Raw genomic sequence first — 26,925 nt, 5'->3', positions numbered from 1 at the left:
CCCCCCCCCCCCGTAAACCACCCTAACACCGTGGTTAACAATTACTTAATTTTTTCATACAAGCCCCCCTTTCGCCCATTTGTGGACGCAATCCCCCGCCACAGTATCTCCCGTTGGATGACAGAATGTCGGTCCAACTCGTGGGTTTGAGTTTCATGCGTTCTGGATCACAGCAGCCAAAGAAGGGGCTGAGCGATGAAAATACTGGCCGTCGACGACGATGAAAGCATCAGGGAACTTCTAACAGAAGCAGTCTCCGCTAAAACCACTCATCAGATCGTCACCGTACCATCTGGACCGGAAGCCATCCGGGCCATTGCCAAAGCAAAAATTCCGTTTGATTGCTTCCTATTGGACATTCAAATGCCGGTTATGGATGGCATCACGCTTGCGCGAAAAATTCGCAAAACGCGGGGACATGCCAACACACCGATCCTCATGCTGACAGCAATGTCGCAGAAAAAATATATCGATGCAGCATTTGCCGCAGGGGCGACAGACTATGTCACCAAACCTTTTGATTTTCTGGAACTGTTCAGCCGGATCTCAGTGGCCAGTCGCCTTGTTTCAGAACATCAGAGACTAGCGGTCAAGGCTTCGGAAATGGCATCCCTGAAACGTGACCTGCTTCACAGCACGAGTCACAGCCTGGAAGAGCCAATTGAAATCACAGGCGTGACACAGGTGCTGGGCTACGTCGCCTTTGAAAATCACCTGATAAATCTCACCCGAGGAGATCTGATGCGCAACGCCGCATTTGCGGTCAAGATCAACACCATCGAAACCGCCTATAAAACACTTCCGGCGATCGGTTTCCGCCAACTCTTGACGGACATTTCAAGCGAAATGATGTCTGTGATTGCTGAAAACAGTGTTGTGGCAACCTACAGAGGAGATGGTCTGTTCCTCTGTGTCATACCGCGTGCTGCCGCATTTTCTCAATCTCGCATCGAAGTTGAGCTCAACAAACGGCTAACCTACGTACCCTCAACTCAGATGGACGGGCTACAGAGTTCGGTCAACGTCGGAGAGCGCTTCAGTATGCTCTCTCTAACCCGCTGCGGTGCCATTGGCGCGCTGCAAAAAGCAGCACTCAGTGCCGAAGCGCGCGCCAATGATCACACCAAAGGCATTGTGAATCTGCGCAAGTCTGTGCGCCTACACCCAGGCACTGGCTTTCAAACTGAAATGGAACGCCGCGCATACGAACACCTTCTGCAGGATGCACTGCGCGACGAAACCCATCAACGACCAGCTATAGCTGCCTTCAGCTGAGCTGCGGATTAATGCCGCGTGCGATCAAGATCCATAAGGGCAACCTGCACAGGTTGCCCGTCGATTTTCATCACCGGCCCGGCTGGCTCAGCAATTAGCCCCAACGGCCTGATCCACCGCGGCCAGACAGCGGGCACCAACCCCATCACTTGCCTCGCCTCCATAGCACGGGCCGTTTGGATAAGCTTACGCATCAGGCGGGTTTGCACCTCGCGACGCCGTTGTGCAGGCACATCTCGCGCCACAAAGACCCGGCTTGCATCCAATACACGCGGATCAATCGGCGCCTCTTCATAAAGCAGATGCGTCGGGATCGACTCGAGCATGCCCTTCTGAGCATCACGCACCATGTAGGAGTACATCCCACAACGTGCAGTTGTCGGCGTGAGGCGCACACCTGCAAGAACGCGCTCCCCCTCATGCACCGCGATCCAGCTGCTCGCAGGCGTATCATATTGATCGTATTCCATACCCGCCACTTCTGGCAGGTCCCAATTATTTTGAACAATAAAGGACTGTTTGCGCGCCCTAAGTAAGTTGACCATCAGTTCGCCATGCTTGTGCATGTTCTCGAACGACAAGGTCGTCGTCAGCATATCCATCGGTTCTCCGGATACAGTATTGCCCCTAATTCAAACAAATACACTGGCACTCAAACGCGGCCATTCTGGCGCGCGCCGTATCACTAACCCTACCCACTGGATACAACACAGGACTGGGGACGGGAGCGCCCCAAAACACCCCAGACAAATACCTCGTCCACAAACACAAATCTTAAATCACTACAGGCATGGGTGGTTTTTGATCAAAAAACAAACAACCTAGCCGCGTGGACCCCACCAATCCCAATACACCTATGAGACGATTGAGCCACAAATTTGAGTCAACATCTACTGAAAAAGTTCACTACTAAAACTTTCCTCATAGTTTCTACTTTGTGAACACAGTTTTTGCAATTTTATATGAAGTCAGTGCAAAAAATTTACTCTCTATCAACCAATTGCACCGAGGTTCAGGGGACGCTGGGACAAAGCGACCTGACAATCGCGAAATTTCCCAGCCCATACCACCAAATTGCCACCTTACACGCGCAGGGTTGGCCAAACCTCCGCCCACGGCTTGGGCGCAATACTAGGGACAGATATGCAGGCGTATTTTCTGAACTTTCATGTAAAGGGTGAGATTGCTCACACGCTTTTGCTCTCTGAGCCGGAACCAAAACTTCTTGTGGACATATCCGCATCAGCCGCAACTGATGCAGAGGCTCCTGGCTTCCGCTACCCCAAGCGCGTTAGCTTCACCGTGCGCGACAAGAAGCTGATAGAACGGTTTCGCAAAACCGTCTCTCAAGGGGATGTGATTGAAGCCACCGGCACCTTTGATCAGTCCGGTTATGTCCCCCATCACCGCGGTCACGTAGACACCACCTTCGAATTGCTCGACTTTGTGCACTTCAGCGAACAGGTGGGTCTTGAACATGAAGGTCGCGTATTTCAGGCGCCCCTCTCGGCACGTCCGAACTGATAAACCTCAATAGTGTCGCTGGCCGAACACGTTCAGAACACATTCGAAAGCTTAACATGTCAGGAAATGCACAGAAGGTGCAGCCTCCACAAGCTTGTTTTTTCGGATGTCGCAGAATGCACACTGAACACCCCAAACACCGGACACTCAGGTCGCCACTCCTGTCAGCGATCGCCAAACGAGTGCGTCTGCTGGCACCAAAACGGCCTCCAAACATAGAAGACTCCCGGCGGCTCAAGCAACAGATCCACGATTTTGCAACTGGCGGTGTGGTGCTGTTTTGGCAACGTCAAGGAATCTACGCAGGCGCAGGCTTTCTCTGTGGATTCTATTACTCTTGGCCGCTGGCAGCATTTTGCTATCTGCTGGTGCAGACCGCAGATCTTTTTGACAGTGCCGTTTGCTACAGGGTGATCAACCGCACAGATCATTCCCTGAGATACAGCCACAAACTGCTGAAGCTTCTGTTTCTGTCCAATGGCCTCTCAGCCATGTCCATAGCGACGTTCACTTTGCTTTTGGCACGATTGGAAGGCCCAACAGAGCATTTTACCTCACTGTTCTTCTTGTTCGCCGCTGGGCTGTTTGCGGCTGTGAACAACCACCAGATCCCTCAAATTCTGGCCTTGCGGCTCGTCACCTATGGCGCGTTGTTCATCTTCATTCCTGCCTATGACATCGTCACACATACGGCCACGTTTCAATCCAAGATGTGGATGCACTTCGCCACCTCTCTGTTCGTGCTTTATTTTGTCTTGGAATGTTCAACGATTTTCCTGCGCATGTATCAGCGCACCCTGGATCAGCTTGATGATCTGCGCACGGAACGCGACCGCGCTCGTGAGAGCTATGAGATCAAATCCCAGTTTGTCTCCGTTGTAAGCCACGAGCTGCGCACCCCACTGACATCAATCACCGGCTCCCTCACCCTGTTGCGCGAAAGCGATCTGTCAAAGAACCCGGAAAGCGCAGACCGGATGCTGGAGATCGCGCATAAAAACAGCAAACGCTTGACCAAGCTCATCAATGACCTTCTCGACATTCAAAAAATGGAAGCCCGCAAGATGGTTTATCATCTTGCGCCGGTAGATGTGCAGGATCTGCTGGATGATGCGCTGCTATCCATTACTCCCTATGCGGATCAGTTCGACATTTCTGTGCGAACAATTCCATCAGACGTCCCTCTGACCATTCGCGCCGATCATGAGCGCATGATGCAGGTTCTCGACAACCTGCTGTCCAACGCAGTCAAGTTTTCCCATGCCGGCGGCTATGTGGAACTTGGCGCGCGGCTCTCCGATGGCTGTGCAGTTCTGGAAGTGCGCGACTACGGCATTGGCATTCCCGACCACAGCAGACACCTCGTGTTTGACAAATTCGCACAGGTCGACACGTCAGATTCGAGGAATTTCGACGGTACAGGGCTGGGTCTCTCGATCGCCCGCCAGATTGTGGAAGATCATGGAGCCTCCATTGATTTTGAAAGTGCGCCGGGTGAAGGAACGCGCTTCTTTGCGACTTTTCCTCTGTGCGACACAGACCCTGAGAGCAGCGGTCAAAATGACACCAAACGCCAGGCGGTCCGTTATGACGACGCATGATTTTCAAAGCAGTCTCATAGCCCTCAAGCGGCGGTTCCTCGCGGGCCTGCCAGAACGGGCAGCCGAAATTGCGTCCCTGACAGGCGCGCTCTCTAAATCCGGCCCCTGCCCTCTACAGCTCAGACAACTCCATCTGGCCAGCCACAAACTCGCCGGAATAAGCGCCACCTATGGGCTGGCTCAGCTTGGTGAAGTGGCGCGACACACAGAAACATGCCTTGAGGCCTGTCTCACTCAAGCCCCCACAGATCAATATCTCAGAAAGGTTTTGCAAACCGCCGACTTGCTGAGACAGGAGCTCAACCGTGTCATTTACACCGACAGCTTTGCTCAAATGCCCTGAGCATCGCTTACGATCTGTCGCAACTGATCAGGGAGACGCACGGGATCAAATGGTTTTTGGATGGCCCCGATGGCAGTCGAATGTATCTCAAAATGCTGCTGTGATGACACATCCTTGGACGTCATGAAAATGGCGGGTGTCTGCACTAATCCCGCTATCTTGCGCAGGGCGGCCAAGGTCTCAAATCCGCTCATCCCCGGCATCATAACATCAAGCAGCAATAGCTCCGGCGCAAATCCTTCGGCATGTGCCACTGCTTCTGCGCCACTGGCGCATTGCAAAACGTCGAAGCCCCCAAGATCTGAAAGCGCCAAAAGCGCGATCTCCCGAATGTCGGGATCATCCTCGACATGCAAAATTCTACGAATGTCGCCCATAGTTCACCCCAAATCCCCATCGCAGACTACCCGCACGTTCCAGCCCAAGGAACCCGCAATCCATCAGAACCGGCTATATCAAGGGCACATTGTCCAAAAGAGATGACGCGGCGTTGGGCAAAGCAGCCGAGCTTGCCCGTATAAGAAGATGCCCTAAGCTGTGCGAACCCATGCGATCAAGACCGGAGCCAGACATGACCACGCCCCCAATTATCAAAGAGCGTATCGGCCATACGATGGTTGTCACACTCAATGATCCCGACCGCCTCAACCCCATTTCAGCGTCCACTCGTGAAGCGCTCTCAGAAGTATTGGTCGAGGTTGAGGCTGATCCATCATTTCGCGCGATCATTCTGACAGGTGCTGGCGGCAATTTCTCATCCGGCGGAGACATTTCTGCAATGGATGCACCTATGCGTTTAAAGCGGATCAACTTTGAACATGTCAAACGCATGGTCAATCAAATCACCGGCGCCTCGGTTCCCGTCATTGCCGCTGTTGAAGGCTGGGCCGCCGGTGCTGGTCTGGCGCTGGCGATGCTCTGTGACACGGTTGTTGCGAGTGAATCCGCAAGGTTCATGTCGGCGTTCCCTAAGATTGGCCTGATTCCGGACTATGGCCTTCTTGCCTCTCTGCCCGCCCGCGTCGGACAGGCGCGCGCCCGACAAATCATGCTCTATGCCAACCCCCTCACCGCAGACACCGCACTCTCTTACGGCATGATCGATGAAATGGTCGAAGATGGCACGGCTCTGAAGGCAGCACTGGAGCTCACCGAGCATCTGAACACCCTCGCGCCGGAGGCGCTGCGCGCCATCAAAGCTTTTGATTCCGGTCGCCTTGATCACGCGCTGGACTACGAACGCAACGTGCAACCCCAACTCATGGCCAGCGACAATGCCAAAGAAGGGCGCGCTGCGTTTTTCGAAAAACGCGCGTCAAACTTTACTGCCAGTTAGCCCCAACTCACAAAAAGCCCGCCAAAATGGCGGTCCTTTCCGATCATACAAAATCGACGTGATGATACAGCGGCAACTCGCGAATGCGCTGTCCGGTTGCTGCAAATATCGCATTGGCCAGGGCCGGCGCCGCCGGAGGTATGGGCGGCTCTCCGACGCCGCGCACCGCGCTCCCATTCTCCAAACCGCGCACCATGATCTCAGGGCATTGCATCATGCGCATGCCCTCTGCGTCCCAATAGTTGGCTTGCTCTGCCATCCCATCGGAATAGGTGATTTCACTGTTCATCGCATGGCCAAGGGCAAAAACAACTCCACCCTGTACCAAATTTTCAAAATTCACAGGATCGATCACTGTCCCCACATCTGCGGCGACCCAGACTTTGTCGATGGTGATGCCATCTTCGGTATTGGTCACCTCAATCACTTCTGCGGTCGGAACCCCAAAGCTCTCAACAAAGGCGACGCCTCTGCCCTTGTTGGGCCCCAAGGGGCTGCCCCAGTTTGACATTTCACCAACAGCCTCAAGCACTTTACGGCTGACGTCATGTTGCATAAGACGAATACGTTCTTCTAGCGGGTCTGCGCCCGCCTCATGGATCAGCTCATCAAGCAAGCTGTCAAAAAAGAACCCGCCAGCCGACGCCCCAACCGAACGCCAGCTCGACACCGGCGCAAGCTCTGGTGCGCGATACGCCCGCATGCGGAAGTTTTCCAACCCATAAGGGTTGTTCCATGCACCCGCTGCAATCTGCATATCTGGGCCCGGCACTGTCACCCCTGCGCGTCCCATTTGAGATGCAACCACCGACGGCGTGGCAACCTCCAGATCCATGGCAATCACTTTGCCATCTTTAACAGCCCCGGAACCGCGCGCCATGCCAATGTGGCGCGGATAATCATGCGCAAAGTCCTCTTCACGGCTATAGGTTAGTTTAACCGGCGTTCCGCGCATCTGATTGGCAATTTCAGCAGCCAGCTCAACATGTTTGAATTCCAACCGATGTCCAAAACTGCCCCCCATAAAGTGATTGACCAAATCCACCTGCGCGGCGCTGTGCCCGGTAATTTTAGCCACAAGATCCTGCAGCATGCGTGGAATTTGGTGCCCGGTCCATACGGTCACCTTGTCATCTTCAACCAGAACAGTGGCGTTGAGCGGCTCTAAAGGTGCATGCGCCACATAGGGCACGCGATATTCTGCCTCGACCGCTTTGCCACTGGCAAGCGCTGCACTGACGTCGCCCTCGTTACGCCATTCTTTGTCCAGATGCGTCTCATTAAAAGACGCCTCAAGGGCTGCCCAATGATCCTCCTGCTCCGCAGGGTAAGGCGCTTCCCCCCACTCGGCATCAATCGCCTGCACAGCCTGAATGGCGCGCCAAGTGTTGTCGGCGATAACCGCGACACCGCCAGTCACCTCGACCACCTCTTGAACGCCCCGCATGCCTTTGGCAGCGCCGGCATCGTAGCTCAGCAGAGCCCCGCCCTGACGCGGGTTACACATAACGGCGGCATGCACCATGCCATCGATGTCCACATCGATACCATAGGCCAATGTGCCTGTTGATTTTGCAACCATATCAATACGGTTCATCGGCTTCCCAATGAGCCGCCACTGCGCGGGCGCGCGTAGGCGAATGTCTGTGACAGGCTCCAGCTCTGCCGCCTCCGCAGCCAGATCCGTGTAAGCAAGCGTGCTGCCATCTGGCAGAATCACTGCCCCTTGGGCTGTCTTCAGCTGTGCCACCGGCACGCCGGTCTTCGTGCTGGCCGCCAGCTTCAGCGTTTCACGCGCCACTGCACCTGCCTCTCGCAGCTTGTCAAAACTGTCAGGCATGGCTGTGGATCCGCCAGTCAGCTGCATGCCCAGCAACTTCATCATGCCGCCCATGACGCCTCGCGTGGCTTCCGCAGCAAAGCTCTCATCCGTCGCCATGAAGGGCGCCCCATCCGCCGCAAGTGCACGGTTCCAATAGGCTTTGTCCGGCTTGCCAAAATCGATCTGGAACTGGCCAAATTCAACGTCCAGTTCTTCCGCAATCAACGCCGCCTGCGCATGCGCCACACCCTGCCCTTTGTCGCCATGTGGCGTGATCAGAGTGATGCCATTGCCATCAATCACGACCCAGGGGTTAAATGTCGCCGCACCATCTGCAAGATCATTTTTCAGCGGATTTTCATAAGGCGTGCGGACTTTATAGACTCCAAACGCCACACCTCCAGCCACAGCAGCTGCGCCAATCAAAAAGCTACGACGTGCAATTTTTCCAACCTTGCCCATCACTTACGCTCCTTGAATTTTTGTTGCTGCTGTTTTCACGGCCGCACGAATACGAGGATAGGTGCCACAGCGGCACAGGTTGCCAGACATGGCTTCATCAATCTCTGCATCACTTGGATTGGGTGTCTCGGCCAACAGGGAGGCCGCCTGCATGATCTGCCCCGACTGGCAATACCCGCATTGCGCCACCTGATGTTCAATCCAAGCTTCTTGAACCGCATGTAATGCCTCTGGCTGCCCCAATCCTTCAATTGTGGTGATCTCGCCCTCCACATCGGACAGAACCGTCTGACAAGACCGCACCGCCACACCATCGACATGCACAGTGCAGGCCCCACAAGCAGCGACACCACAGCCGTATTTCACACCTTTGATACCAAGCTCGTCTCTCAACACCCACAAAAGAGGCATGTCATCCTCGACATCCACCTCATGCGTTTTTCCATCCACGATCAGTTGCATTGGCTGCCTCTCGTATTTCCTGTTCGCCTTCTACATCAGATAAAATACGCCAATGCCGCAGAAATCCACTCGCAGATTGTGCCAAACCCAAGCCCCCCTAAGTGACCTAAGGTGACGAATCGCCTGCAGAGGAACCGCCGCAGCGCAGAAAAACCATCCTCCGCCCAATGCTAGCGTTAGCGCCACCGGCAGCGGCACCGATAGCGACACCGCAACGATTTATCGCTAACATACTCATTTCTATTAGGATTTCACCTTCCCCAAACGCCCCCTCAGGACTATAGCCAAGGGTAACTTCTCATACTTTCAGAGCAGGACAGGAGCGCCTCATGACTGTTACCGTTGGCATCAATGGATTTGGCCGCATTGGCCGCAGCACGCTGATGCATATCGCCGAAGAGGCACGCCAGGATGTGCGTGTTGTGAAGATCAACGCAACCGGGCCGCTGGAAACCGCCGCCCACCTGATCCGTTATGACTCCGTACATGGCCGCTTCCGCAACGAAGTTTTGGCCGGAAATGGAACCATGGATGTGGGCCAAGGTCCGATGCGCATGTACTCCACCTACGACATGGACGAGCTGGATTGGGACGGTGTGGACATCGTCCTGGAATGCACCGGCAACTTCAACGATGGTGAGAAAGCCAAGAAGCACCTGGAACGTGGCGCCAAGAAGGTGCTGATCTCTGCCCCTGCGAAAAACGTGCAGAAAACCATCGTGTTTGGCGTGAACGACGATCAGCTCGAAGCCAACGACAACATGATTTCCAACGGCTCTTGCACCACCAACTGCCTCGCGCCTGTGGCAAAAGTGCTCAACAACGCTTTCGGCATCGAAAGCGGCATCATGACCACGATCCACGCCTACACCGGCGACCAGCCAACACTGGACCGCCGCCACAAGGATCTCTACCGCGCCCGTGCCGCAGCCATGTCCATGATCCCGACCTCTACCGGCGCGGCCAAAGCATTGGGCGAGGTTCTGCCAGAGCTGAAAGGCAAGCTGGACGGGTCCGCCATCCGCGTGCCAACTCCAAATGTGTCCGCAGTTGATCTGACGTTCACGACCTCCAAGGACGTCACCGAAGCGGATGTGAATGCCGTAATGGCCGAAGCTGCAGCAGGTGAGATGAAGGGCGTGCTGGGCTACAACGACCTGCCACTGGTCTCTGTGGACTTCAACCACACCACCGAAAGCTCCACATTTGCAGCGGACCAGACCAAAGTCATCGGCAAGCGTCTGGTGCGTATTCTGGCATGGTATGACAACGAGTGGGGCTTCTCCGCACGTATGGCGGATGTGGCTGCAAAAATGGGCAGCCTCTGATCTCAGCCCCTGAGCAGACAACAACTTGCGCCCCCGGATGGGGTCGGGCATACCAGACCTGACCACCACAATCCGGGGGCGCATTGCGTTATGACCAATCCGATCGCTGTCTTTATTGCTGTGTTTCTGCTGGTAGCATTGGGCGTCGACATGGTGTTCAACAGCAGCGAAGCAGCCCTGTTTCTGGCCAAAAAACTCTTTGACCTGATCGAATGGATGGCCTTCTGGCGGTGACGGTCCGCGTGTTTCGGTGGCTCAGCTTCCGCTGAGCCTGAGGGGGCGTTGCCCCCGTCACATCAAGATGTGACAGCCCCAAATATTCAAACGGGCCAAGAAACGCACCTGCTTCAAATCAGTTTTTAAGCCGATACCCCGTCTTCAACATCCACCACGCCACGGCACAGAGGGCCGCGGTCACCCCTGACACCACCATCAGGCCGAGGTAAGGACTGCTGTCAGACACACCAATCATTCCGTAACGCGCCCCATCAATCAGGTAGAAAATCGGATTGAACCTTGTGATGCCCCGCAACACATCCGGCAAGGCCGTAACCGAGTAAAACGTGCCAGACAGAAACGCCAATGGGGTGACGATAAAATTGGTAATCGCCGCCATCTGGTCAAATTTATTGGCAAAAATCCCGGCCACGATACCAACCGCGCCCATCATGGCTCCGCCCAGAACAACAAAGGCCAAAGCCCAGAGCGGATGCGCGATGCCCTGCCCCAAAACAAGCGCGATCGCAAATGAGATAGCACAGGCGACAAAAAGACCACGCGCCACAGCGCCAGCCAAATAACCCAGAACCATCTCCAGAGGCGCCAGAGGGGGCATCAACGTATCCACAATGTTGCCCTGCACCTTGGCAATCACCAGCGAGGAGGAGGTATTGGCAAAAGCGTTCTGAATAACGGTCATCATGGTAATCCCCGGGATCAGAAAGGTGAGAAATGGCACGCCCATGACATCGCTGCGGCTCGGTCCGATGGCGATGGAGAAAATCAGCAGAAACAATCCGGCGGTGACCAAAGGCGCCAGCAATGTCTGCGTCCAGACAGTGGCAAAGCGCAGAACTTCGCGCCGTGCCAAGGTCGCCAAACCGAGCCAATTCACCCGGCCAAACCGGCGCACGCCCATTTGAAGTTGATGATCATGACCTGATGCGGGCTTTTGCATGGGATGTCCTTCGGTGTTTTAGAGCAGCCGGGTTGTGGCCAATGCGCCATGGCGCGGCGCTGCGGTGATTCTTCGCCTTGTAACTCGGGCTGGGGTGATTAGAATAGGCCCCTGACCAAGAAATGCAGAGGCGGCCTTGTTAGGGGCCGCTTTTCTAGCTGAGGAAGTGACGGATGTCCTGGACCGACGAGCGCGTAGAGCTGTTGAAAAAAATGTGGGGCGAAGGCCAATCGGCCAGCCAGATTGCCAAAGAGTTGGGTGGGGTGACCCGCAATGCCGTGATCGGCAAGGTCCATCGTCTTGGCCTGTCCAACCGCGCGACCAGCTCTGGGGCAAAGGCAGAGGCCAAACCAAAGGCAGACGCAAAACCAAAAGCCGCGCCTAAGGCAAAACCAGCGGCCAAACCTGCTGCAAAGGCCGCCCCAAAAGCGGAGCCAAAACCAGAGCCGAAAACCGAACCAGCAGTGGCCGCGAAGCCTGCCCAGCCTTTGCGCAAAGCCATCATCCCAGCCGGACAGCCGCTGCCTCCACAACCGTCGGCAAATGAAATCAGCCCAGAGGCGCTGGCCAAGGTCAACGAGGTAGAGAAAACCGCCAAAAAGCTGACCCTGATGGAGCTGACCGAACGTACCTGCAAATGGCCAGTGGGCGATCCTGCCACATCTGATTTCTGGTTCTGCGGCCTGCCGGTTCAGGCCGGGAAGCCCTATTGTGAAGCCCATGTTGGCGTGGCTTTCCAACCGATGAGCGCACGCCGCGACCGCAAACGGTAACACCGCGCCTCAAATAGATGCAATTCACGTCATGGCCCCGCTTTTTGCGGGGCTATTTTTATGCGTAGCGTTGCGCGCAACTTATAGTTTAAATGCATGGGCAACAAAAAGAGGCTGAGCCATGTCCGGGCTTCTCTATGGGGATATCACCTGGCGCGAAGTTATCGCGGTGCTGCTGATTTCACTCACGCATATTGGTGCCACACCATTTCTCAAACGGTTCCCGAAGGTGTCTCGCTGGCTTTTGGATTTCAGCTCTGGCATTGGTTTGGGCTATGCCTTCCTCTACCTGCTGCCTAAAATCGCAGTGATGACTCAGGAAGTGGCCGTGCAATATCCTGATTTTGGAGCCATTTTTGAGCATCAGCTCTACATGTACCTGATGGCGGGTTTCCTGATCTACTATCTCGTCGACTTCAAACAGCACGACAACCGCCCTGCGCGTTTCGCCTTAACGCTCAACGCCGTCTCATTTGCCACCTACAACGTGCTGATCGGCATCACCATCACCCATTTCGAGAGTGATTTCACCACTGCCTATGCCGTTGCGGTTTTTGTGTTTTCCATACACCTCTTTGGCGTGAACAGCTTTCTGCATCGCGAATACCCCAAGGACTTCGCGCGGTGGATGGCGCCGCTCTTCATGACCGGGATGTATCTTGGCTGCATCCTGGGCAACCACATCGAAAAAGGCCATCATTACCAATCGGTTGCGACCGCCGTAGTGGGGGGCATTATCATCATCCTGTCGATCCGCCTCAAACTGCCACCAAGGGCTCGCGTGAATGTTGTGGCATTTCTGATCGGCGTGGCGTGCGCAGCCGCCGCCACCGCCGGATATATGGTCATCTGACAAAGCGTTAGGACGCAGGCACTGTCTGTCCCACCTCAGGATGGGCTTCAAATTGCGCTTTCAACTCTTCGGCGCGCTCAAAGAATGCGTTGCGCACCTCAGCAGCATAGGGATTGGCCACCTCAATCGCATGTAGCACCGTTGGCGGATCATCCTGCACCATGCGCACAGCTTCACGCAAAAGATCAAAGCTCGCCGTGGTCAGGCGCTCTGGCATCGGCCCCAAATCAGAAAGTACTTTGCCGATCATATGAGTGAGCCCTTGCACCACAGCCAACTCACGATCATGGTCCTGGGCGCTTGTCACCAACACTTGCAAACCACGCCGCCGCAATACTGCCGCCACGCGACGCCATTTGGAGCCGCGCACCGGGCACAACGCGATCTTATGTCCAGCAATGCCACTCCGCGCACTTTGAGGACCAAACAGCGGATGTGTGCCCAGAATCTCAACATGCGCGGGCAAGAGGCGCTGCATGTCCTGCATGGGCGCAACTTTGACGGATCCAACGTCTACCACCAATGTCCCCGGCCTCAGATGCGGCGCCAACACCCGACAGACATGCGCCATCGCGGAAACAGGCACCGCCAGAATGACAATGTCGCTCTGCGCCACCTCTGCCAGCCCCTGCAATGTCAGGCGCTGCCCATCAGGCAAGACGGCCCGGCTGTAAAGCGGGTCACAGATGGTGAGTTTGTTCCCCTGCGCCAATTCGCGTGCGATAAGGCGGCCAAATCCGCCAAATCCAACCAGCCCAACAGAAGGCTGCTGCGCCTGCTCCACTGAATGTGCGCGCTCAAATGTCTGTTTCAGTCCCATGATAGAGGGTCCCTTTTATAGGGCCTCGTCCTCAGGGGATGGATTGTCTGGAAGGTTTTTTGGCTTCATCCCCGTCAAACGCGGCGAATGAAGATGCAAAAGACCCCGCCACTATGTGGACAGGGGATAATAGATGCCAAAAAAGATGCCTTCAGTGTTCATGCGCGTTTGGTCGCACAGCCAGACGACCGCGTCAAGACACCTCAGACATCCCGCCCAACGGCGCTTTGACATCCAACCGCCGCACATAGAGCGCACAGAGCAAAGACAGCACGACACAGGTGATCATCAGAGCCATGCTTAAAACCACGCCATTGTCTGGCGTCAATAAAGCCCCGCTCACACTGGTCAGGACCGCTCCCAGCGCCACGCTCAACGCTCCCGACAGACCTGACGCGCTTCCGGCAAGTTGCGGACGTACGGACATTGCGCCACTGTTGGTGGCGGGCAAGGTCAACCCATTGCCAATACCAACAAAAATCACGCCTCCAACGAAACTGAAAGGATGCACCACCCCCAAGCAAGTGACCAGAAACCCGATGGAAAGCCCGCTCAGCGCAACAATCCGCCCCGCAATCATCAACCTCCACAGAGGCACCCGCTTTCCCAGCCTTCCGGAAAGAAACGAGCCAAAGGAAAATCCAATGGCAATGGCGCCAACGGTGATACCCACCACCGCAGGCCGCAAACCAAAGACCTGCGCCCCAACCAACACAGCCGCCGTGATGTAAACGTAAAACGCTGCGACAGAAAAACCGCTGCACAACGCATATCCCCAAAACCGGCGAGACGTCACAAGTTGGGGGTAGCTGGCAAATTGAGATCGCATCGTTGGCGATTTCTGAAGATTGGTTTCCCCCAGATCCCGCCAACACAAAAGCCAAAGACCAACACCTGCGAAGAGGTAGACCGCAAAATTCGCGCGCCAGCCAAAGGTCTCATGCAAAAGACCGCCCAGCGCAGGACCGGTCATGGGGGCAATAGCCATCACCATCGAAATATAGCCAAGCTTACTGGCGGCCTCCTGCGGCCCATGCATGTCGCGCACAACCGCACGGCTTAACGCGATGCCAACCACGCCTGCGGCTTGTAAGATACGCCAGCACAAAAAGCTTTCTATGCTCTGTGCCAGCAAACATCCCGCAGAGCCAAGTGAAAAAACAGCCAACCCATAGAGCATCATCGGGCGGCGTCCGAAACGATCCGACATCGGGCCCAAAATGATCTGCAACACAACCGTCGCCGCCAAAAATCCCCCCATGGCCAGATTGGCCACAGCATAGGTCGCGTCAAATTCATCCGCGATTGTCGCCAGCGACGGCAAAAACATATTAAGCGAAAGAACCGAAAGTGCGGTCAACAGAACCAAAGTGTTCAGATGCGGCGGGGTTGCACCTGCTTGAAGCAGTCTCAATTGCCCCCTCCCAAAAGCTTGAGCAGCCCCTTTTTCGCTTCATTTTCAAGCTTGTCTTTCAAAGCGTCTTCGGTGGATTGACCTTCCTTGGCCTCAAGACCCAGCTCTTTTTCAAGCGCTTTCACGGCATCGTCTTCCACCGCTTTTAGTTCCTCATCAAAACTCCCTTTGATCGCCGCTTCCAAATCGGGAACAATACTCGGGTTGTCCCAACTGCCCCGGATTTTAACCGGCACAATCACCGCGGCTCCCTCTGAGCCCTTCAGTTGTGGCGTGAATAGATAATCAATTGTGCGCAGCCCCAGCCCCACGGTGCCCTTCCCCGTCGCAGCCAACCTTGGCAGCGACATCGCCAGATCCTCGTTTAACAAAACACCGTCGGAAATTGTCCAACTGGCGGACATGGTGTCAAAAACCGTGGTCCCCCCGGTCACATCCCCCCGCAACAATCTATCCAAATCGATCCCTTCAATTGTACCGCGACCAATGCGAATTGTCCCGTCTCCACTCAGCCCGTTCATCAGAGCATCCAAACTCTGCCCAGAGCTCAAAAACCGCGTGTTCAAATCTGCCTTACCGGTAAAACTGTCCACATCCGCCGTTGCCGTCAAAAAGGGTTGCAACGCGATCTGGCGCACAGTCAGATCGCCGCGCACAGACAATCCACCACGGTTGTTGGCAACAAACGTGCCCCCCACAGTGCCGTCATAGGCTGCCATCTCTGCAATCGTGACCACCGCACGCGCGCGGTCAATCTCGACCGTCGCGCGGGTGCGCCCCACCTCGACACCGTCAAACGACATACTCTCAGCCGCAAAACTCACCGTGCCATTGACCAGCCCCAAAGCGCTGGCATTAATTTCATCCGTGGACCAACCGCCCTCCCCCGCAGAAGATGTCTGTGCTGCTTCGCCCGTCTCAGAAGACGCGAAAGCAAGTCGGTTGGTGGCAACCTGCGCCTTCACATATGGCGGGGTCACCGCGAGATCCACATCGGCCTGCACCGTCAGTGCGTTGCCCAGCGCTTCCAGCGTCCCGCCCCGCAGCGAAAACTGTCCTGCGCCCGTCAAAGTCACATTGCCAGACGCGGCCACAGGCCCCTCGGGGCCTGTCGTACCAAGCGCGGCAAAGAAAGCTGCCGCATCCGGTGCCGCGAGGCGCAATTGCCCGCTGGCTTCTGGTGTCAGGCCGAACCGCCCGTCAAACCCCGCACTGCCTCCAGCAGAGGTCAGGGTGATCGCCACCGAAGACAGCTGCCCCCGCAGCAAATCCAACGGCGCCGCGACAGAGGCCTCCATTTCAATCGCACGACCAAAAGGCGCGGCCTGTAGCGTCACATCTGCCGCTTTGTCATGCGACGGCCAGCGCATCTGCATGGACAGGCCGGAAAATTCATGACGTGTGCCGCCGTGCTCCAGATAACGCACCCGCGCATCTTTCATCACAAAACGCTCCAGCGCAAAGTCCTGTAACGCAACCCCGCCACTCTCGGTGCTCTCTGCATCTGGTGAAGGGGCCGGCGCATCCGCAGAGACACCGCTCAGGGTCCAATTAACGGCACCTTCCGCGTTTTTCTGCAAAAGCACATCCGGCGCGTCCAGCTCGATGTTCTTGATCCGCACCGCCCCGCTCAGCGCAGCCATGACATCCACGCCAATCACCGCTTTTTTCGCAGAAAACATCGGTCCCAGATCCGACCACGGCGCATTGGCAAATTGCACATCTTCGGCGCTGATCCCCAAGACCGGATACCAACTGATCCCAACCGGGCCACCAAAGCTCAGCTCCCGACCAGTCTGCGCTTTCACCTGATCTGCGGCCAATTTGGCAAGTTTTTCCCCCGGCAGCGCCACGACAAGCACAACAGCGCCAATCAGCAAAACAACAAACGCCCCAATCAATCCACGGATCAGCTTCATCACGGATCTCCTTTTCTGCTCAGAGAGAGCCTATGCCTGTAAAAGCCGACTGGCAATCACCCCGACCGGGGTGCCAGCCCCCTTACGCACAAGAAATCCCAAAGCGCCGCGATCCCCTTTGCCAAACTGCGCGCGCTCGCCTATATGGGCGCCATGTCCAGCAATCCGCCAGAACTCCGCCCCGACTTGGCAAATGCCCGCATTCATCAGGATGCCCGCGCCAGCGATCTTCGCCCCGGCCAGCCGACCATCGGCATGGTGTCCCTCGGCTGTCCCAAAGCCTTGGTGGACAGCGAGCGTATCCTCACGCGCCTGCGTGCAGAGGGCTATGGCATTTCCCCCGACTATTCCGGGGCCGATGCGGTGATCGTGAACACCTGTGGATTTCTGGACAGCGCAAAGGCAGAAAGCCTTGAGGCGATTGGCGAAGCCATTCAGGAAAACGGGAAGGTGATTGTCACGGGATGTCTGGGCGCGGAGCCTGAATACATCACCGGTACACACCCCAAAGTCCTCGCCGTGACCGGCCCGCATCAATATGAGCAGGTGCTGGACGCCGTACATGGCGCCGTGCCTCCCAGCCCTGATCCTTTCATCGATCTGCTGCCCGCCAAGAATGTTTCCCTGACACCGCGCCACTACAGCTATCTGAAGATCTCTGAAGGCTGTAATCACAAATGCAAATTCTGCATCATTCCGGACATGCGCGGCAAACTGGCCTCGCGCCCAGTTCATGCGATCCTGCGCGAAGCGGAAAAGCTGGTGGACAATGGCGTGCGCGAACTCTTGGTGATATCTCAGGACACCTCTGCCTATGGGCTGGATCGCAAATACTCCACGCACCCATGGAAAGATCGTGAGGTGCGCAGCCACATCACCGAGCTGGCCCGCGAGCTGGGCCAGTTTAACGCCTGGGTGCGCCTGCACTACGTCTACCCCTACCCGCATGTGCGCGAGCTGATCCCACTGATGGCGGACGGTCTGATCCTGCCCTATTTGGATATCCCGTTCCAACACAGCCACCCCGATACGCTCAAACGCATGGCGCGTCCTGCCCATACGTCCAAAACGCTGACAGAAATCGCCGCATGGCGCGACATCTGCCAGGACATCACCCTGCGCTCCACCTTCATCGTCGGCTACCCCGGTGAAACCGAAGAAGAGTTCCAGCATCTTCTGGATTGGATGGACGAAGCCCAACTCGATCGTGTGGGCTGCTTCCAATACGAAAATGTCGATGGTGCGCGCTCCAATGATCTGCCCGATCATGTGCCTGCTGAGGTCAAACAGGAGCGCTGGGAACGCTTTATGGAGAAAGCTCAGGCGATCTCTGAGGCCAAACTTGCGGCAAAAGTCGGCCAGACCATGGAGGTGCTCGTTGATGACATTGACGCGGACGGCATCGCCACATGTCGCACCAAAGCAGACGCACCGGAAATTGATGGCAACCTGTTCATCGATGAAAACACCGATGGGCTCAAGGTGGGCGACATTGTGTCCGTTGAAGTTGATGAAGCCGGTGACTACGATCTTTGGGGACGGCGTCTTTGAAGGCGCAATAACCACTTGCGCCAAAGCTGCGCCGTCACTCTCAAGGAGACGGCGCAATGCCTCAGGAAACACGCATTCTTTACAACGCAGACTGCCCTGTCTGTAATGCCGAAATCTGCCACTATCGCAGTTACAGCGAAGACAACGGCATCACACTTGGCTTTGATGACCTGAACACAGAAGCCCTCTCAACATGGGGCCTTGATGCAGACATAGCGGCAAAGCGCCTGCATGTGGTGCAGGATGGCACGCTTTATGATGGCATTCCTGCCTTCATTGTCCTATGGCAGGAGATGCCAAGATACCGCTGGCTCGCGCGCCTTGTGAGCGTGCCGGGCATTCGGCATGGGGCCATTCTGATCTATGATTATCTTCTCGCCCCAACGCTTTACGTCTTTCACCTCAGAAGACAGCGCAAAGCAGATAAAACACTCTCTCAGTGAGAATTGCGCAAACCGTCAAACAGCGACTTGTGCATACAGAACTCTGGAGCCCCCTCTTGACGCGCAGAGGGAGTTCCCAACCAATGCTGACACTGGTCCACAAATGGGCAGGTGCGACACCGCGTGATCATTTCCGCATAGCCCTGCGCGCTCAGTGTATTCTCGGCCATCGCTTCGCTCAGTGAGACCCCGACAGCGCGCGCCACGCTTCTCGTAAGCCAGAAATGCACCTGCGGGTCGCCCAACGGCACAACCGTTCCCATTATCCATGCGCCTCCAGCGCTTTTTTTAATCTGTCAAATCGCGTCCGGTTCACACAGGCGCTCGGCGCGATGTCTTCGTGTTCGGGTCCCTCAAGCGCATGGCGGCCCAGCCATTTTTGGCAACCTTCTCCCCAGGCACAGCTGCGACACTGCTCCACCATGGCGGCCCAATCCGCCTGCGACAGCTCAGACCTCTCCATAGCAGCCACAAGATCCGTCTGCGTCAGCTTCGCCATGCGCTGCGCCAGCCAGAAGTGTTTATTCCGATCTCCAAGAGGTTTCATAAATACGCTTTCCACTCATAAAATCAACGACTTGTGCCACAGCCTTTACGTGTCACCTTTGAGCCGCATCAATAAATCACCGTTGCGGCAGTAGTTCGGGGGGCGCTCCATCGGCACCTCTCGACGTAAAAGCCCGGCGCAGTGCTGCGGGGCATCACATCCACAACAGCGCGCAACTGCATGAGAAATCTCATCCATTGTAAGCGCACCGGATATGGCACTGTCTTGAAGATCTACACCCACACGATGCGCCATATCATCAAACAGCGCCGTGTGGCGGCGCATCTTTTCTCTCTGCGGTACAGGCGTGGTCATGCCGATCTCTCCCGATCACGATGACCCAAGCCTATCAAAGCGCGCAGGCGCCGCCCTTGACTTGCATCAACAGACGAGGACCGCGCTTTCCACACCTCATGTTTTAAGGGATTTTCAATCGATCCACTGGAGCGCTTAAGTCGTTGAAAACCGGAACATAAATCGACTCAATACACCCCAATCCATTGATAGGAATCGAAAATTTACACAGAATTAATCGATACAAAAACCCGTCCAACCGATTGAAATAATGACTTTATTTCAGGGTATCAAAATAAGCACGCACACAGTCCTGAACCCGACGAAACCGGTCTCCGCCAAGCTTCACGCCACCATACCAGCGCGTCACAACAACGATATGATCGCTCAGCTCTTCACGCTCCAGCATGCGCAAGATCACAAGTCCCGCACCGCTTTCACCGTCATCCCCCTTCAAAGGGGTGCCATCGCTCAGCAAAGCTGCCCAGGTGTTGTGGGTCGCTTTGGCAAATTTCTTATTGCGCTTAAGCTCCTTGAGGAACTTATCCACAGCCTTGCGATCTGTAACAGCCCCACCGGACACCGCGTATTTGCTGCCGCGGTCTGTCACCACATTGGTCAGTTGCAACACCTGCCTAAAGCCCCGCAGCCGTTTGTCTCACAACACTGATCCGCGCGCTGTTGGGCGGGTGTGTGCCCAAAAACTGGTTGCCTGGATCCGGCGTGCGCTCAAAGAAATTCACGCCGATAAGCGGGTCATAACCGGATTTATGGGTCAAAACCGTGCCCAAACTGTCCGCTTCCAACTCATGTTGCTTGGAATAGGAGCGCGCACCAACTGTGGCACCAAGATCCATCGCAGCCTGCACAGAGCTCGCATCGCCCCCCGCCGCCGCAATCAGCAAGCCTCCCGCCAGCGCACCGAAGCTGGCGTTGGTCTGCTGGCGCGCAATATGGCCACCAATGTGATGTGCCGCTTCATGCCCCATGACAAAGGCCAATTCATGCGCGTTACGTGTTTCGGCGATCAGGGGCGCGGTGAAAATGATCAACGGGCGACCGTTTTTATCCAATGTTTGATAGGCATTGGCGATCTTGGTCTCTTCTTTGTCCACCGAAATCAGATAGTCACAATTGGTGCCACTGGTTGTGCGTGCTTTGCATTCGCGCTCCACAATAGGCTCCATCCGCGCCTTGATCGGCGCCAGACGCGACACCGCCTGACTGTAGCTGATTTTTTCAACCTTCGGCTGTGGCGCAGCCTGTGGGCCCGGCTGAGGAGACGGAGATGTTGTGGTCGAAACACAGGCTTGCAACACCAGCCCAGCAAAAACCAAAGCGCCAATCGCTCGATTGCGGTTTGAATGGACCATGAAACCCTCCTGTCGCACCGTCGCTGCGCAAAACAGTGACGTTTCGGTTGAATTTAGGCCCCCTGCCCAAAAGACGCCAGTGGGAAAAGCTTGCACCTTTGCCCCCATGCGTTAGGCTGAGCTTATGTTCAGCATCGAGCACGAATTTGACTCCACCGTTGTGACACTCGTTGACGAGGGAACGGCTCCCTTGGGCGAAGATGTGGTGATCCACATGTTCGAAGACTGCGTCACAATCGAACAATATGACGCCCGCACAGACCGAATGCAGAAAATCACCCTGTCCAACACGCAGGTGCAGGATCTTGCCGCGGCCTTGGATCTGCCCGAGGGGGTTTACATGCTCAAAAGAGAGCCAAGCTGACCCACAACTTCACGGTCCGTCAATGCGAAACACCTTGTCGCGGGATGTCGCTCCGCGGATCAGGGTGAGCCGCGATTTTGCAAGACCCAGATGCTTGGCCAACAGCTTTTGCACAGCCACATTGGCCTTTCCATTTTCAGGAACGGTCGTGACATAGACTCGCAGGACATCGCCGTCCTGCATGATCCGGTTGCGCGACGCCTTCGGTGTAACACGTACAGCGATTTCTGCCCCAACAGCCATAGGCGGCTCGATTTCAGCACCCATGTGCCTATCCCTCCTGTAACGGCGATTTACATTCCACAATCTCAACGCATAGGGTAGCCCTCGCAGCACAGTGGGAGAGAGAAATAATGGCGCAAGGCACCGGCTTCTTTTTTGATGAGAAATGCTTCTGGCACAGCGGTGGCAACTACGCGCTGACATTGCCCGTTGGCGATTTGGTGCAGCCTCTCGCCGCTGGCGGCCTGCCCGAGAGCCCTGAAACCAAGCGACGCCTTAAAAACCTGATGGATGTCACAGGGTTAAGCGCCGAACTGCACCTACGCTCTGCCCCTGCGGCAACCGATGCGATGCTGGCTAGAGTGCACCCTTCTGATTTTCTGGAAAAATTCAAATCCGTCTCCGACGCGGGCGGCGGTGAAATCGGCCTGCGCACACCTTTTGGCAAAGGCGGCTATGAAATCGCCGCGCTTTCCGCAGGGCTGGCCACCGAAGCCGTGCGCGCCGTCGCTACGGGTGATCTGCAAAACGCCTACGCCCTCTCCCGCCCCCCAGGGCATCATTGCCTTCCGGACTGGCCGAATGGGTTCTGCCTCTTGGCCAACATCGCAATCGCCATCGAAGAGGCCAAAGCACAGGGACTGCTACAAAAAGTGGTGGTGCTGGATTGGGATGTGCACCATGGCAACGGCACGGAAGCGATATTTTATGACCGCGACGACGTGCTGACCATCTCCATGCATCAGGAGCACAATTATCCTCTGGATAGCGGCGACATCACAGATCGAGGGCGCGATGCCGGCCTTGGGGCCAATATCAACATTCCCCTGCCCCCCGGTGCAGGACACAACACATATCTCTACGCCATGGAACAGATCGTGCTGCCAGCTCTAAAAGCCTATCAGCCGGACATGATCATTGTCGCCTGTGGCTTTGATGCAAGCGCCTTTGATCCGCTCTCCCGCATGCTCGCCTCCGCCGACACTTTCCGCCAAATGACCAAACAGATCATGCGCGCCGCTGAGAACCTCTGTGACGGAAAGCTGGTTTTGGTACACGAGGGCGGCTATTCTGAAGCCTACGTGCCATTTTGTGGCCATGCGGTCATTGAGGAGCTCGCAAGCTCCGATATCCGCGCCGAAGACCCAATGGCCGCCGCCCTCGCCAAACGCCAGCCAAATGCCCGCGTCGAAGCATTTTTTGCCACATTGGTCGATGAGATGGCCAAAACTTTTGCCAGCCCGCCCGGTTGAAACCCACCCGCGCCACGCCACATACGAAACAACCTCTGAGGGAAGATCACATGCCTCAAGCCAACACTGCTGCGCTGGACTTTCTGCTGAGCCGCCGCTCACGCCCAGCAAAGACACTAACCACACCTGCCCCCACACGTGAGGAGCTGGCTCCTTTGCTACAGGCCGCTCTGCGCAGCCCCGATCATGGCAAGCTGGAACCATGGCGTCTGATCGTTCTGGAAAAACCAGCCTTGATCCGGCTTGGCGCTTTGGCCGCAAAGCGTGGAGAAGACTTGGGTCTGGAACCTGAGCAGATCAGCAAGGCACAGGATCAGTTTGCCAATGCTGAGTTGGTCGTCGCCGTGATCGAGGCACCAGTGCTCAGCGAGAAAATTCCTGACATTGAGCAAAGCTATTCTGCCGCCTGCGTCTGCCTGCAACTCCTGAACGCCGCACTGGCCGCCGGATGGGGCGCGAATTGGCTTTCCGGCTGGGCAAGCCACGACCGCAGCTTTGTCGAAACCGGCCTGGATCTCAGCCCGCGTGAGCGTGTTGCGGGTTTCATTCACATCGGCACAGAAAAAGCCACGCCGCCAGAACGCCCACGCCCTAATATGGAGTCCAAAGTGACATGGCTCTCAGCCTAGCAATCACCTCTTTCGGCAAAACACTGTCTCAAGTCGGAGACCCGCGTTTCCGGCGGGTCTTGTTCAAGGGTATTGGCCTGACTTTTGTTTTATTGATCGCCGTTTACACAATTTTCTTGATGTTTCTGAACTGGATTGGCGCAGGCCAGACAGTACAAGAGCTGGTGGGCAACATTTCTTGGGTTGGAGATGTCTTCACCTTCGCCTCAATGCTGCTGATGATCTTTCTATCCATCTTTCTGATGGTGCCCGTCGCCTCTGCCATCACATCAATGTTTCTGGATGAGGTGGCCGACGCAGTAGAAGATCGCCATTATCCGCATCTATCTGACGTGCCAAGCGTCGGATTTTCCGAAGGTTTAAAAGACTCGGTCAATTTTCTTGGCGTGCTGATCGCGGCCAATATCTTTGCGCTCTTGCTCTATGTGATCTTCACGCCCTTCGCGCTTTTCATCTTCTGGGGCTTGAATGGCTTTCTGCTGGGGCGCGAATATTTCCAACTGGTCGCCATGCGCCGTGTCGGGCGTGCCGAAGCCAAAAAGCTGCGCAAGAAACACATGGGCACCATCTGGCTGGCTGGCACCTTGATGGCCATGCCGCTGTCAGTCCCGTTGCTGAACTTGGTGATCCCAATTCTGGGCGCGGCCACCTTTACCCATCTGTACCATCAACTGGAGCCGTCGCAGGGGCATCACCCATCCGATTGAACCAGTCAAAGTCGCGAATGGAAATCACACCGGATGTGATGATGAAATAAAGGCCAACCCACATCACCGCCGCCGCAAGCGTGGTGATTTTGGCTTTGGTTTTCAGATGGTGATTTTCCGGCGCGCCCGCATGCGTGCCGGGCACAACCTCTCCCAGATCTCCTTGCGTCTCAAGACGAATCGGAATGACGATGAGAAAAGTCATGAACCAGAGAACCGCATATAAAACGAGGGCAGAAGTGATGGTCATGGCGCGCTCCTAAAAAATGACAACGGGCGTCGCCGCCCGCTGAAGCTGTTACACAGCTTCGCAGATCTCAGACCTGCTCAAGCTCCACAAGACATCCGTTGAAGTCTTTTGGGTGGAGGAAAAGCACGGGCTTGCCATGGGCGCCGATTTTTGGCTCCCCACTGCCCAGAACCCGTGCGCCTGTGGCTTTCAGATGGTCACGCGCCGCCAGAATGTCATCCACTTCATAACACACGTGGTGAATGCCACCTGAGGGGTTCTTCTCAAGGAACCCATTGATCGGGCTGTCTTCTCCCAATGGGTAAAGCAACTCAATCTTGGTGTTTGGCAGCTCGATGAAGACAACGGTCACACCGTGATCCGGCTCATCCTGCGGTGGGCCAACCTTCGCGCCAAGCGCATCGCGATACTGGGCGCTTGCGGCTTCCAGATCTGGCACGGCAATGGCCACGTGGTTCAATCGTCCAATCATCTCATTCTCCTCCGAAGGTCGCTGTAGTCCCGCTCGCCTGCCCTTATGAAAGCTGCAACGCCCCTGTGCAAGCGACAGGGCGTCGCGTCTGCCCTTAACCCTTCGTTAGGCAACCTCCGACTAGCCTATGCGCACGTTTCGGTATCAGTTTTTCGCTTCCCGAGGATCTCAGACATGAACGACCACTCGCCTTTCTCATCGCTGACCACCCCCTCCGCCGCGCGCCCGCTGCTTGGCATGACGGTTCTTGTGGTCGAAGACAGCCGTTTTTCATCTGATGCGCTGCGCCTGATGTGCGTCCGCTCAGGTGCCCGGATCAGACGCGCAGACTGTCTGACCTCCGCACGCAAACATTTGAAAACCTATTTGCCCACCGTCGCGATTGTCGACATGGGCCTGCCGGATGGCTCTGGCGCAGAGCTGATTGCAGAGCTGGCCGAAGCCACACCAAGGGTGGAATTGATCATCGGCACCTCCGGCGATGATTTTGCCGAAGACAGCGCTCTGGCGGCTGGTGCGGACGGCTTCATTGCCAAACCTTACGGCAGCCTTTCCGCCTTTCAACAAGCGATCCTGTCGCGCCTGACGGATGCCTATCGGCCCACAATTGCACGTGTGGCTGACAATGAAGCCGTTCAGCCTGATCCTGTGGCCCTGCGCGATGACCTCCTGCATGCTGCAGACACGCTTAAGGCCGACGATACAGATCTCGTAGACTATGTGGCACAGTTCCTCGGGGGCCTCGCCCGCAGCGCAAACGACACGCCCCTCCTGCAAGCCGCACAGGCGGTCGAAACAGCGCGCAAAGCCGGTCAGCAGGCGCAGCCAGACGTGGCGCATCTCCAGACGCTCATTCAGGATCGGCTGGACGCCACCGCAGCAGTCTGATCCGCAGCGTCGCAACCAAGAACATCAACAGGCCCTCACCACCTGCGGGCCTTGATCACACTTTAAGAAATCCCGTGTCTTTCATCCCTGCTTGGGATCGCTGGCAACCCGAACAAGCTGGGTCATATCACTCAGCCGCTCCCGCTGCTGCCCCGCATCATCAAAGTTGCCGGGCGACAGCCAGACATCAAAAGCGCTCCTCAAAGCCGGCCAGTCTTTGTCAATCACGGCAAACCACGCCGTATCCCGATTGCGCCCTTTGTAGACCAGTGCCTGACGAAACACGCCCTCATAGCTGAAACCAAGACGCTGCGCCGCCCGACGCGACGGGGCATTGAGCGCATCACATTTCCATTCATAACGTCGATATCCCGCCTCAAAAGCCCATTGCATCATCAGAAACATGGCCTCCGTGGCCGCAGGCGTGCCCTGCAGCACCGGCGCAAAGTTGATATTGCCCACCTCGATCGAGCCCGCCTCAGGCGCAATCCGGAGAAACGAGGCCACCCCTGCAAAGCGACCTTTGGTTTTGTCAAAGATCACGTAAAAGAAATGATCAGGGTTTGCGACGGTCTCGCGCACCCAGCGATGGTACTGCGCCGCGGAATGAAACGGCCCATAAGGCATGTAGTCCCATACCCAATCCGCATCCTGATAGGCTCGAAACAACAAAGCGGCATGCGCCTCTGCATTGAGCGGTTCCAACCGCACATACCGGCCATCTAGGATATCTCCCGACGGTCGAGGGGGCGCTTGCCAATTCGGGACAGCAAAGCCCAGCGGCCTTGGCTCTTTCATAGGGTCATTCCTTCGTTTGTCGAAG

Annotated in this window: 33 protein-coding genes; 16 read left to right on the top strand and 17 right to left on the bottom strand. The window is 56.1% G+C overall.

Going from position 1 to position 26,925, the window contains the following annotated elements; translation table 11 throughout:
* Positions 1-195 precede the first annotated feature (195 nt).
* Positions 196-1,275 carry a response regulator gene (locus SHM7688_RS12885; protein WP_058240359.1) on the top strand — a complete coding sequence of 360 codons (1,080 nt, stop codon included), beginning with the start codon at positions 196-198 and terminating at the stop codon, positions 1,273-1,275.
* An 8-nt stretch (positions 1,276-1,283) separates the two neighbouring features.
* On the opposite strand, the gene SHM7688_RS12880 is transcribed toward SHM7688_RS12885, so the two are convergent.
* Positions 1,284-1,877, bottom strand: coding sequence for an acyl-homoserine-lactone synthase (locus SHM7688_RS12880; protein WP_306341268.1), 594 nt, complete (start codon positions 1,875-1,877; stop codon positions 1,284-1,286).
* A gap of 541 nt (positions 1,878-2,418) precedes the next feature.
* Between SHM7688_RS12880 and SHM7688_RS12875 the strand changes: the two genes are divergently transcribed.
* The 3 genes from SHM7688_RS12875 to SHM7688_RS12865 all read left to right on the top strand — a co-directional run bounded on the left by SHM7688_RS12875 (position 2,419) and on the right by SHM7688_RS12865 (position 4,743).
* Positions 2,419-2,799 (top strand): hypothetical protein, encoded by a 381-nt coding sequence (locus tag SHM7688_RS12875; RefSeq protein ID WP_058240358.1) that lies wholly within the window; start codon positions 2,419-2,421, stop codon positions 2,797-2,799.
* 116 nt (positions 2,800-2,915) lie between these two features.
* Positions 2,916-4,400, top strand: coding sequence for a sensor histidine kinase (locus tag SHM7688_RS12870; protein ID WP_158500699.1), 1,485 nt, complete (start codon positions 2,916-2,918; stop codon positions 4,398-4,400).
* The gene (locus SHM7688_RS12865; protein WP_058240356.1) at positions 4,387-4,743 is read left to right on the top strand and encodes an Hpt domain-containing protein; all 357 of its coding nucleotides are present in this window, start codon (positions 4,387-4,389) and stop codon (positions 4,741-4,743) included. Before SHM7688_RS12870 ends, SHM7688_RS12865 begins: the two co-directional genes overlap by 14 nt.
* Here the strand turns inward: SHM7688_RS12865 and SHM7688_RS12860 are convergent.
* Positions 4,731-5,120 carry a response regulator gene (locus SHM7688_RS12860; protein WP_058240355.1) on the bottom strand — a complete coding sequence of 130 codons (390 nt, stop codon included), beginning with the start codon at positions 5,118-5,120 and terminating at the stop codon, positions 4,731-4,733. The genes SHM7688_RS12865 and SHM7688_RS12860 overlap by 13 nt on opposite strands.
* Positions 5,121-5,314: 194 nt before the next feature.
* On the opposite strand from SHM7688_RS12860, the gene SHM7688_RS12855 reads away from it, so the two are divergent.
* Complete coding sequence (locus SHM7688_RS12855) at positions 5,315-6,079, top strand: enoyl-CoA hydratase/isomerase family protein (RefSeq protein ID WP_058240354.1); 765 nt, start codon at positions 5,315-5,317, stop codon at positions 6,077-6,079.
* Between the two features lie 43 nt (positions 6,080-6,122).
* On the opposite strand, the gene SHM7688_RS12850 is transcribed toward SHM7688_RS12855, so the two are convergent.
* Positions 6,123-8,363, bottom strand: a complete 2,241-nt coding sequence (locus SHM7688_RS12850; protein ID WP_058240353.1) for a xanthine dehydrogenase family protein molybdopterin-binding subunit — start codon at positions 8,361-8,363, stop codon at positions 6,123-6,125.
* 3 nt (positions 8,364-8,366) lie between these two features.
* Positions 8,367-8,825, bottom strand: coding sequence for a (2Fe-2S)-binding protein (locus SHM7688_RS12845; protein ID WP_058240352.1), 459 nt, complete (start codon positions 8,823-8,825; stop codon positions 8,367-8,369).
* A 329-nt stretch (positions 8,826-9,154) separates the two neighbouring features.
* On the opposite strand from SHM7688_RS12845, the gene gap reads away from it, so the two are divergent.
* Positions 9,155-10,153 carry a type I glyceraldehyde-3-phosphate dehydrogenase gene (gene gap, locus SHM7688_RS12840; RefSeq protein ID WP_058240351.1) on the top strand — a complete coding sequence of 333 codons (999 nt, stop codon included), beginning with the start codon at positions 9,155-9,157 and terminating at the stop codon, positions 10,151-10,153.
* A gap of 90 nt (positions 10,154-10,243) precedes the next feature.
* Positions 10,244-10,387, top strand: coding sequence for a hypothetical protein (locus tag SHM7688_RS19895; protein ID WP_058240350.1), 144 nt, complete (start codon positions 10,244-10,246; stop codon positions 10,385-10,387).
* A 118-nt stretch (positions 10,388-10,505) separates the two neighbouring features.
* Here SHM7688_RS19895 and SHM7688_RS12830 read toward each other — a convergent pair whose 3' ends face one another.
* Positions 10,506-11,330, bottom strand: coding sequence for an ABC transporter permease (locus SHM7688_RS12830; RefSeq protein ID WP_058240349.1), 825 nt, complete (start codon positions 11,328-11,330; stop codon positions 10,506-10,508).
* 173 nt (positions 11,331-11,503) lie between these two features.
* Here SHM7688_RS12830 and SHM7688_RS12825 point away from each other — a divergent pair, with 173 nt between their 5' ends.
* Together SHM7688_RS12825 and SHM7688_RS12820 are read left to right on the top strand one after the other, a co-directional pair.
* Entirely contained in the window at positions 11,504-12,103 is a 600-nt protein-coding gene (locus SHM7688_RS12825) for a GcrA family cell cycle regulator (protein WP_058240348.1), read from the top strand.
* A 121-nt stretch (positions 12,104-12,224) separates the two neighbouring features.
* Complete coding sequence (locus SHM7688_RS12820) at positions 12,225-12,956, top strand: hypothetical protein (protein ID WP_058240347.1); 732 nt, start codon at positions 12,225-12,227, stop codon at positions 12,954-12,956.
* Positions 12,957-12,963: 7 nt separating this feature from the next.
* On the opposite strand, the gene SHM7688_RS12815 is transcribed toward SHM7688_RS12820, so the two are convergent.
* The 3 genes from SHM7688_RS12815 to SHM7688_RS12805 form a co-directional block, all read right to left on the bottom strand.
* A complete protein-coding gene (locus SHM7688_RS12815; protein WP_058240346.1) occupies positions 12,964-13,776 on the bottom strand; it encodes a prephenate dehydrogenase/arogenate dehydrogenase family protein in 813 nt (270 codons plus the stop codon).
* A 193-nt stretch (positions 13,777-13,969) separates the two neighbouring features.
* The gene (locus SHM7688_RS12810) at positions 13,970-15,190 is read right to left on the bottom strand and encodes a multidrug effflux MFS transporter (protein WP_306341267.1); all 1,221 of its coding nucleotides are present in this window, start codon (positions 15,188-15,190) and stop codon (positions 13,970-13,972) included.
* Positions 15,187-17,109, bottom strand: coding sequence for an AsmA family protein (locus tag SHM7688_RS12805; RefSeq protein ID WP_058240345.1), 1,923 nt, complete (start codon positions 17,107-17,109; stop codon positions 15,187-15,189). The genes SHM7688_RS12810 and SHM7688_RS12805 overlap by 4 nt, the downstream gene beginning before the upstream one ends.
* Positions 17,110-17,262: 153 nt before the next feature.
* Here SHM7688_RS12805 and rimO point away from each other — a divergent pair, with 153 nt between their 5' ends.
* Complete coding sequence (gene rimO / locus SHM7688_RS12800; RefSeq protein WP_058240918.1) at positions 17,263-18,660, top strand: 30S ribosomal protein S12 methylthiotransferase RimO; 1,398 nt, start codon at positions 17,263-17,265, stop codon at positions 18,658-18,660.
* Positions 18,661-18,716: 56 nt separating this feature from the next.
* Positions 18,717-19,103: a thiol-disulfide oxidoreductase DCC family protein gene (locus tag SHM7688_RS12795; RefSeq protein ID WP_058240344.1), complete on the top strand. Its 387-nt coding sequence runs from the start codon at positions 18,717-18,719 to the stop codon at positions 19,101-19,103.
* Here SHM7688_RS12795 and SHM7688_RS20070 read toward each other — a convergent pair.
* From SHM7688_RS20070 to SHM7688_RS12770, 5 genes are all read right to left on the bottom strand, one after another.
* Positions 19,097-19,366, bottom strand: coding sequence for a DUF6455 family protein (locus SHM7688_RS20070; protein WP_058240343.1), 270 nt, complete (start codon positions 19,364-19,366; stop codon positions 19,097-19,099). The two genes, SHM7688_RS12795 and SHM7688_RS20070, sit on opposite strands and share 7 nt — an antisense overlap.
* Entirely contained in the window at positions 19,366-19,650 is a 285-nt protein-coding gene (locus SHM7688_RS12785; RefSeq protein ID WP_058240342.1) for a DUF6455 family protein, read from the bottom strand. The genes SHM7688_RS20070 and SHM7688_RS12785 overlap by 1 nt, the downstream gene beginning before the upstream one ends.
* A gap of 45 nt (positions 19,651-19,695) precedes the next feature.
* On the bottom strand, positions 19,696-19,965 hold the full coding sequence (locus SHM7688_RS12780) for a DUF6455 family protein (RefSeq protein ID WP_058240341.1): 270 nt from the start codon (positions 19,963-19,965) through the stop codon (positions 19,696-19,698).
* Between the two features lie 256 nt (positions 19,966-20,221).
* Entirely contained in the window at positions 20,222-20,575 is a 354-nt protein-coding gene (locus SHM7688_RS12775; RefSeq protein ID WP_058240340.1) for a YigZ family protein, read from the bottom strand.
* Positions 20,576-20,579: 4 nt separating this feature from the next.
* Positions 20,580-21,317 (bottom strand): M48 family metalloprotease, encoded by a 738-nt coding sequence (locus SHM7688_RS12770; RefSeq protein ID WP_058240339.1) that lies wholly within the window; start codon positions 21,315-21,317, stop codon positions 20,580-20,582.
* Between the two features lie 124 nt (positions 21,318-21,441).
* Between SHM7688_RS12770 and SHM7688_RS12765 the strand changes: the two genes are divergently transcribed.
* Positions 21,442-21,681, top strand: coding sequence for a DUF8831 family protein (locus SHM7688_RS12765; protein ID WP_058240338.1), 240 nt, complete (start codon positions 21,442-21,444; stop codon positions 21,679-21,681).
* 9 nt (positions 21,682-21,690) lie between these two features.
* On the opposite strand, the gene SHM7688_RS12760 is transcribed toward SHM7688_RS12765, so the two are convergent.
* Positions 21,691-21,948: a DUF167 domain-containing protein gene (locus tag SHM7688_RS12760; protein ID WP_058240337.1), complete on the bottom strand. Its 258-nt coding sequence runs from the start codon at positions 21,946-21,948 to the stop codon at positions 21,691-21,693.
* Positions 21,949-22,034: 86 nt separating this feature from the next.
* Between SHM7688_RS12760 and SHM7688_RS12755 the strand changes: the two genes are divergently transcribed.
* The 3 genes from SHM7688_RS12755 to SHM7688_RS12745 are packed head-to-tail and all read left to right on the top strand — an operon-like array spanning position 22,035 to position 24,492.
* Positions 22,035-23,156 (top strand): histone deacetylase-like amidohydrolase, encoded by a 1,122-nt coding sequence (locus tag SHM7688_RS12755; RefSeq protein WP_058240336.1) that lies wholly within the window; start codon positions 22,035-22,037, stop codon positions 23,154-23,156.
* Positions 23,157-23,206: 50 nt separating this feature from the next.
* Positions 23,207-23,785: a nitroreductase family protein gene (locus SHM7688_RS12750; RefSeq protein ID WP_058240335.1), complete on the top strand. Its 579-nt coding sequence runs from the start codon at positions 23,207-23,209 to the stop codon at positions 23,783-23,785.
* Positions 23,770-24,492 (top strand): EI24 domain-containing protein, encoded by a 723-nt coding sequence (locus SHM7688_RS12745; RefSeq protein ID WP_058240334.1) that lies wholly within the window; start codon positions 23,770-23,772, stop codon positions 24,490-24,492. Before SHM7688_RS12750 ends, SHM7688_RS12745 begins: the two co-directional genes overlap by 16 nt.
* Here SHM7688_RS12745 and SHM7688_RS12740 read toward each other — a convergent pair.
* Positions 24,437-24,742, bottom strand: a complete 306-nt coding sequence (locus SHM7688_RS12740) for a DUF1467 family protein (protein ID WP_058240333.1) — start codon at positions 24,740-24,742, stop codon at positions 24,437-24,439. The two genes, SHM7688_RS12745 and SHM7688_RS12740, sit on opposite strands and share 56 nt — an antisense overlap.
* 67 nt (positions 24,743-24,809) lie before the next feature.
* Positions 24,810-25,214, bottom strand: coding sequence for a methylmalonyl-CoA epimerase (gene mce, locus SHM7688_RS12735; protein WP_058240332.1), 405 nt, complete (start codon positions 25,212-25,214; stop codon positions 24,810-24,812).
* 174 nt (positions 25,215-25,388) lie between these two features.
* Here mce and SHM7688_RS12730 point away from each other — a divergent pair, with 174 nt between their 5' ends.
* Positions 25,389-26,102, top strand: coding sequence for a response regulator (locus SHM7688_RS12730; RefSeq protein ID WP_058240331.1), 714 nt, complete (start codon positions 25,389-25,391; stop codon positions 26,100-26,102).
* 81 nt (positions 26,103-26,183) lie between these two features.
* Here SHM7688_RS12730 and SHM7688_RS12725 read toward each other — a convergent pair whose 3' ends face one another.
* A complete protein-coding gene (locus tag SHM7688_RS12725; RefSeq protein WP_058240330.1) occupies positions 26,184-26,900 on the bottom strand; it encodes a GNAT family N-acetyltransferase in 717 nt (238 codons plus the stop codon).
* Positions 26,901-26,925: the final 25 nt, after the last annotated feature.

The sequence above is a fragment of the Shimia marina genome, from assembly GCF_001458175.1.
In the GTDB taxonomy this organism is placed as follows: domain Bacteria; phylum Pseudomonadota; class Alphaproteobacteria; order Rhodobacterales; family Rhodobacteraceae; genus Shimia; species Shimia marina.
This window is presented reverse-complemented; position numbering and strand designations above follow the sequence as displayed.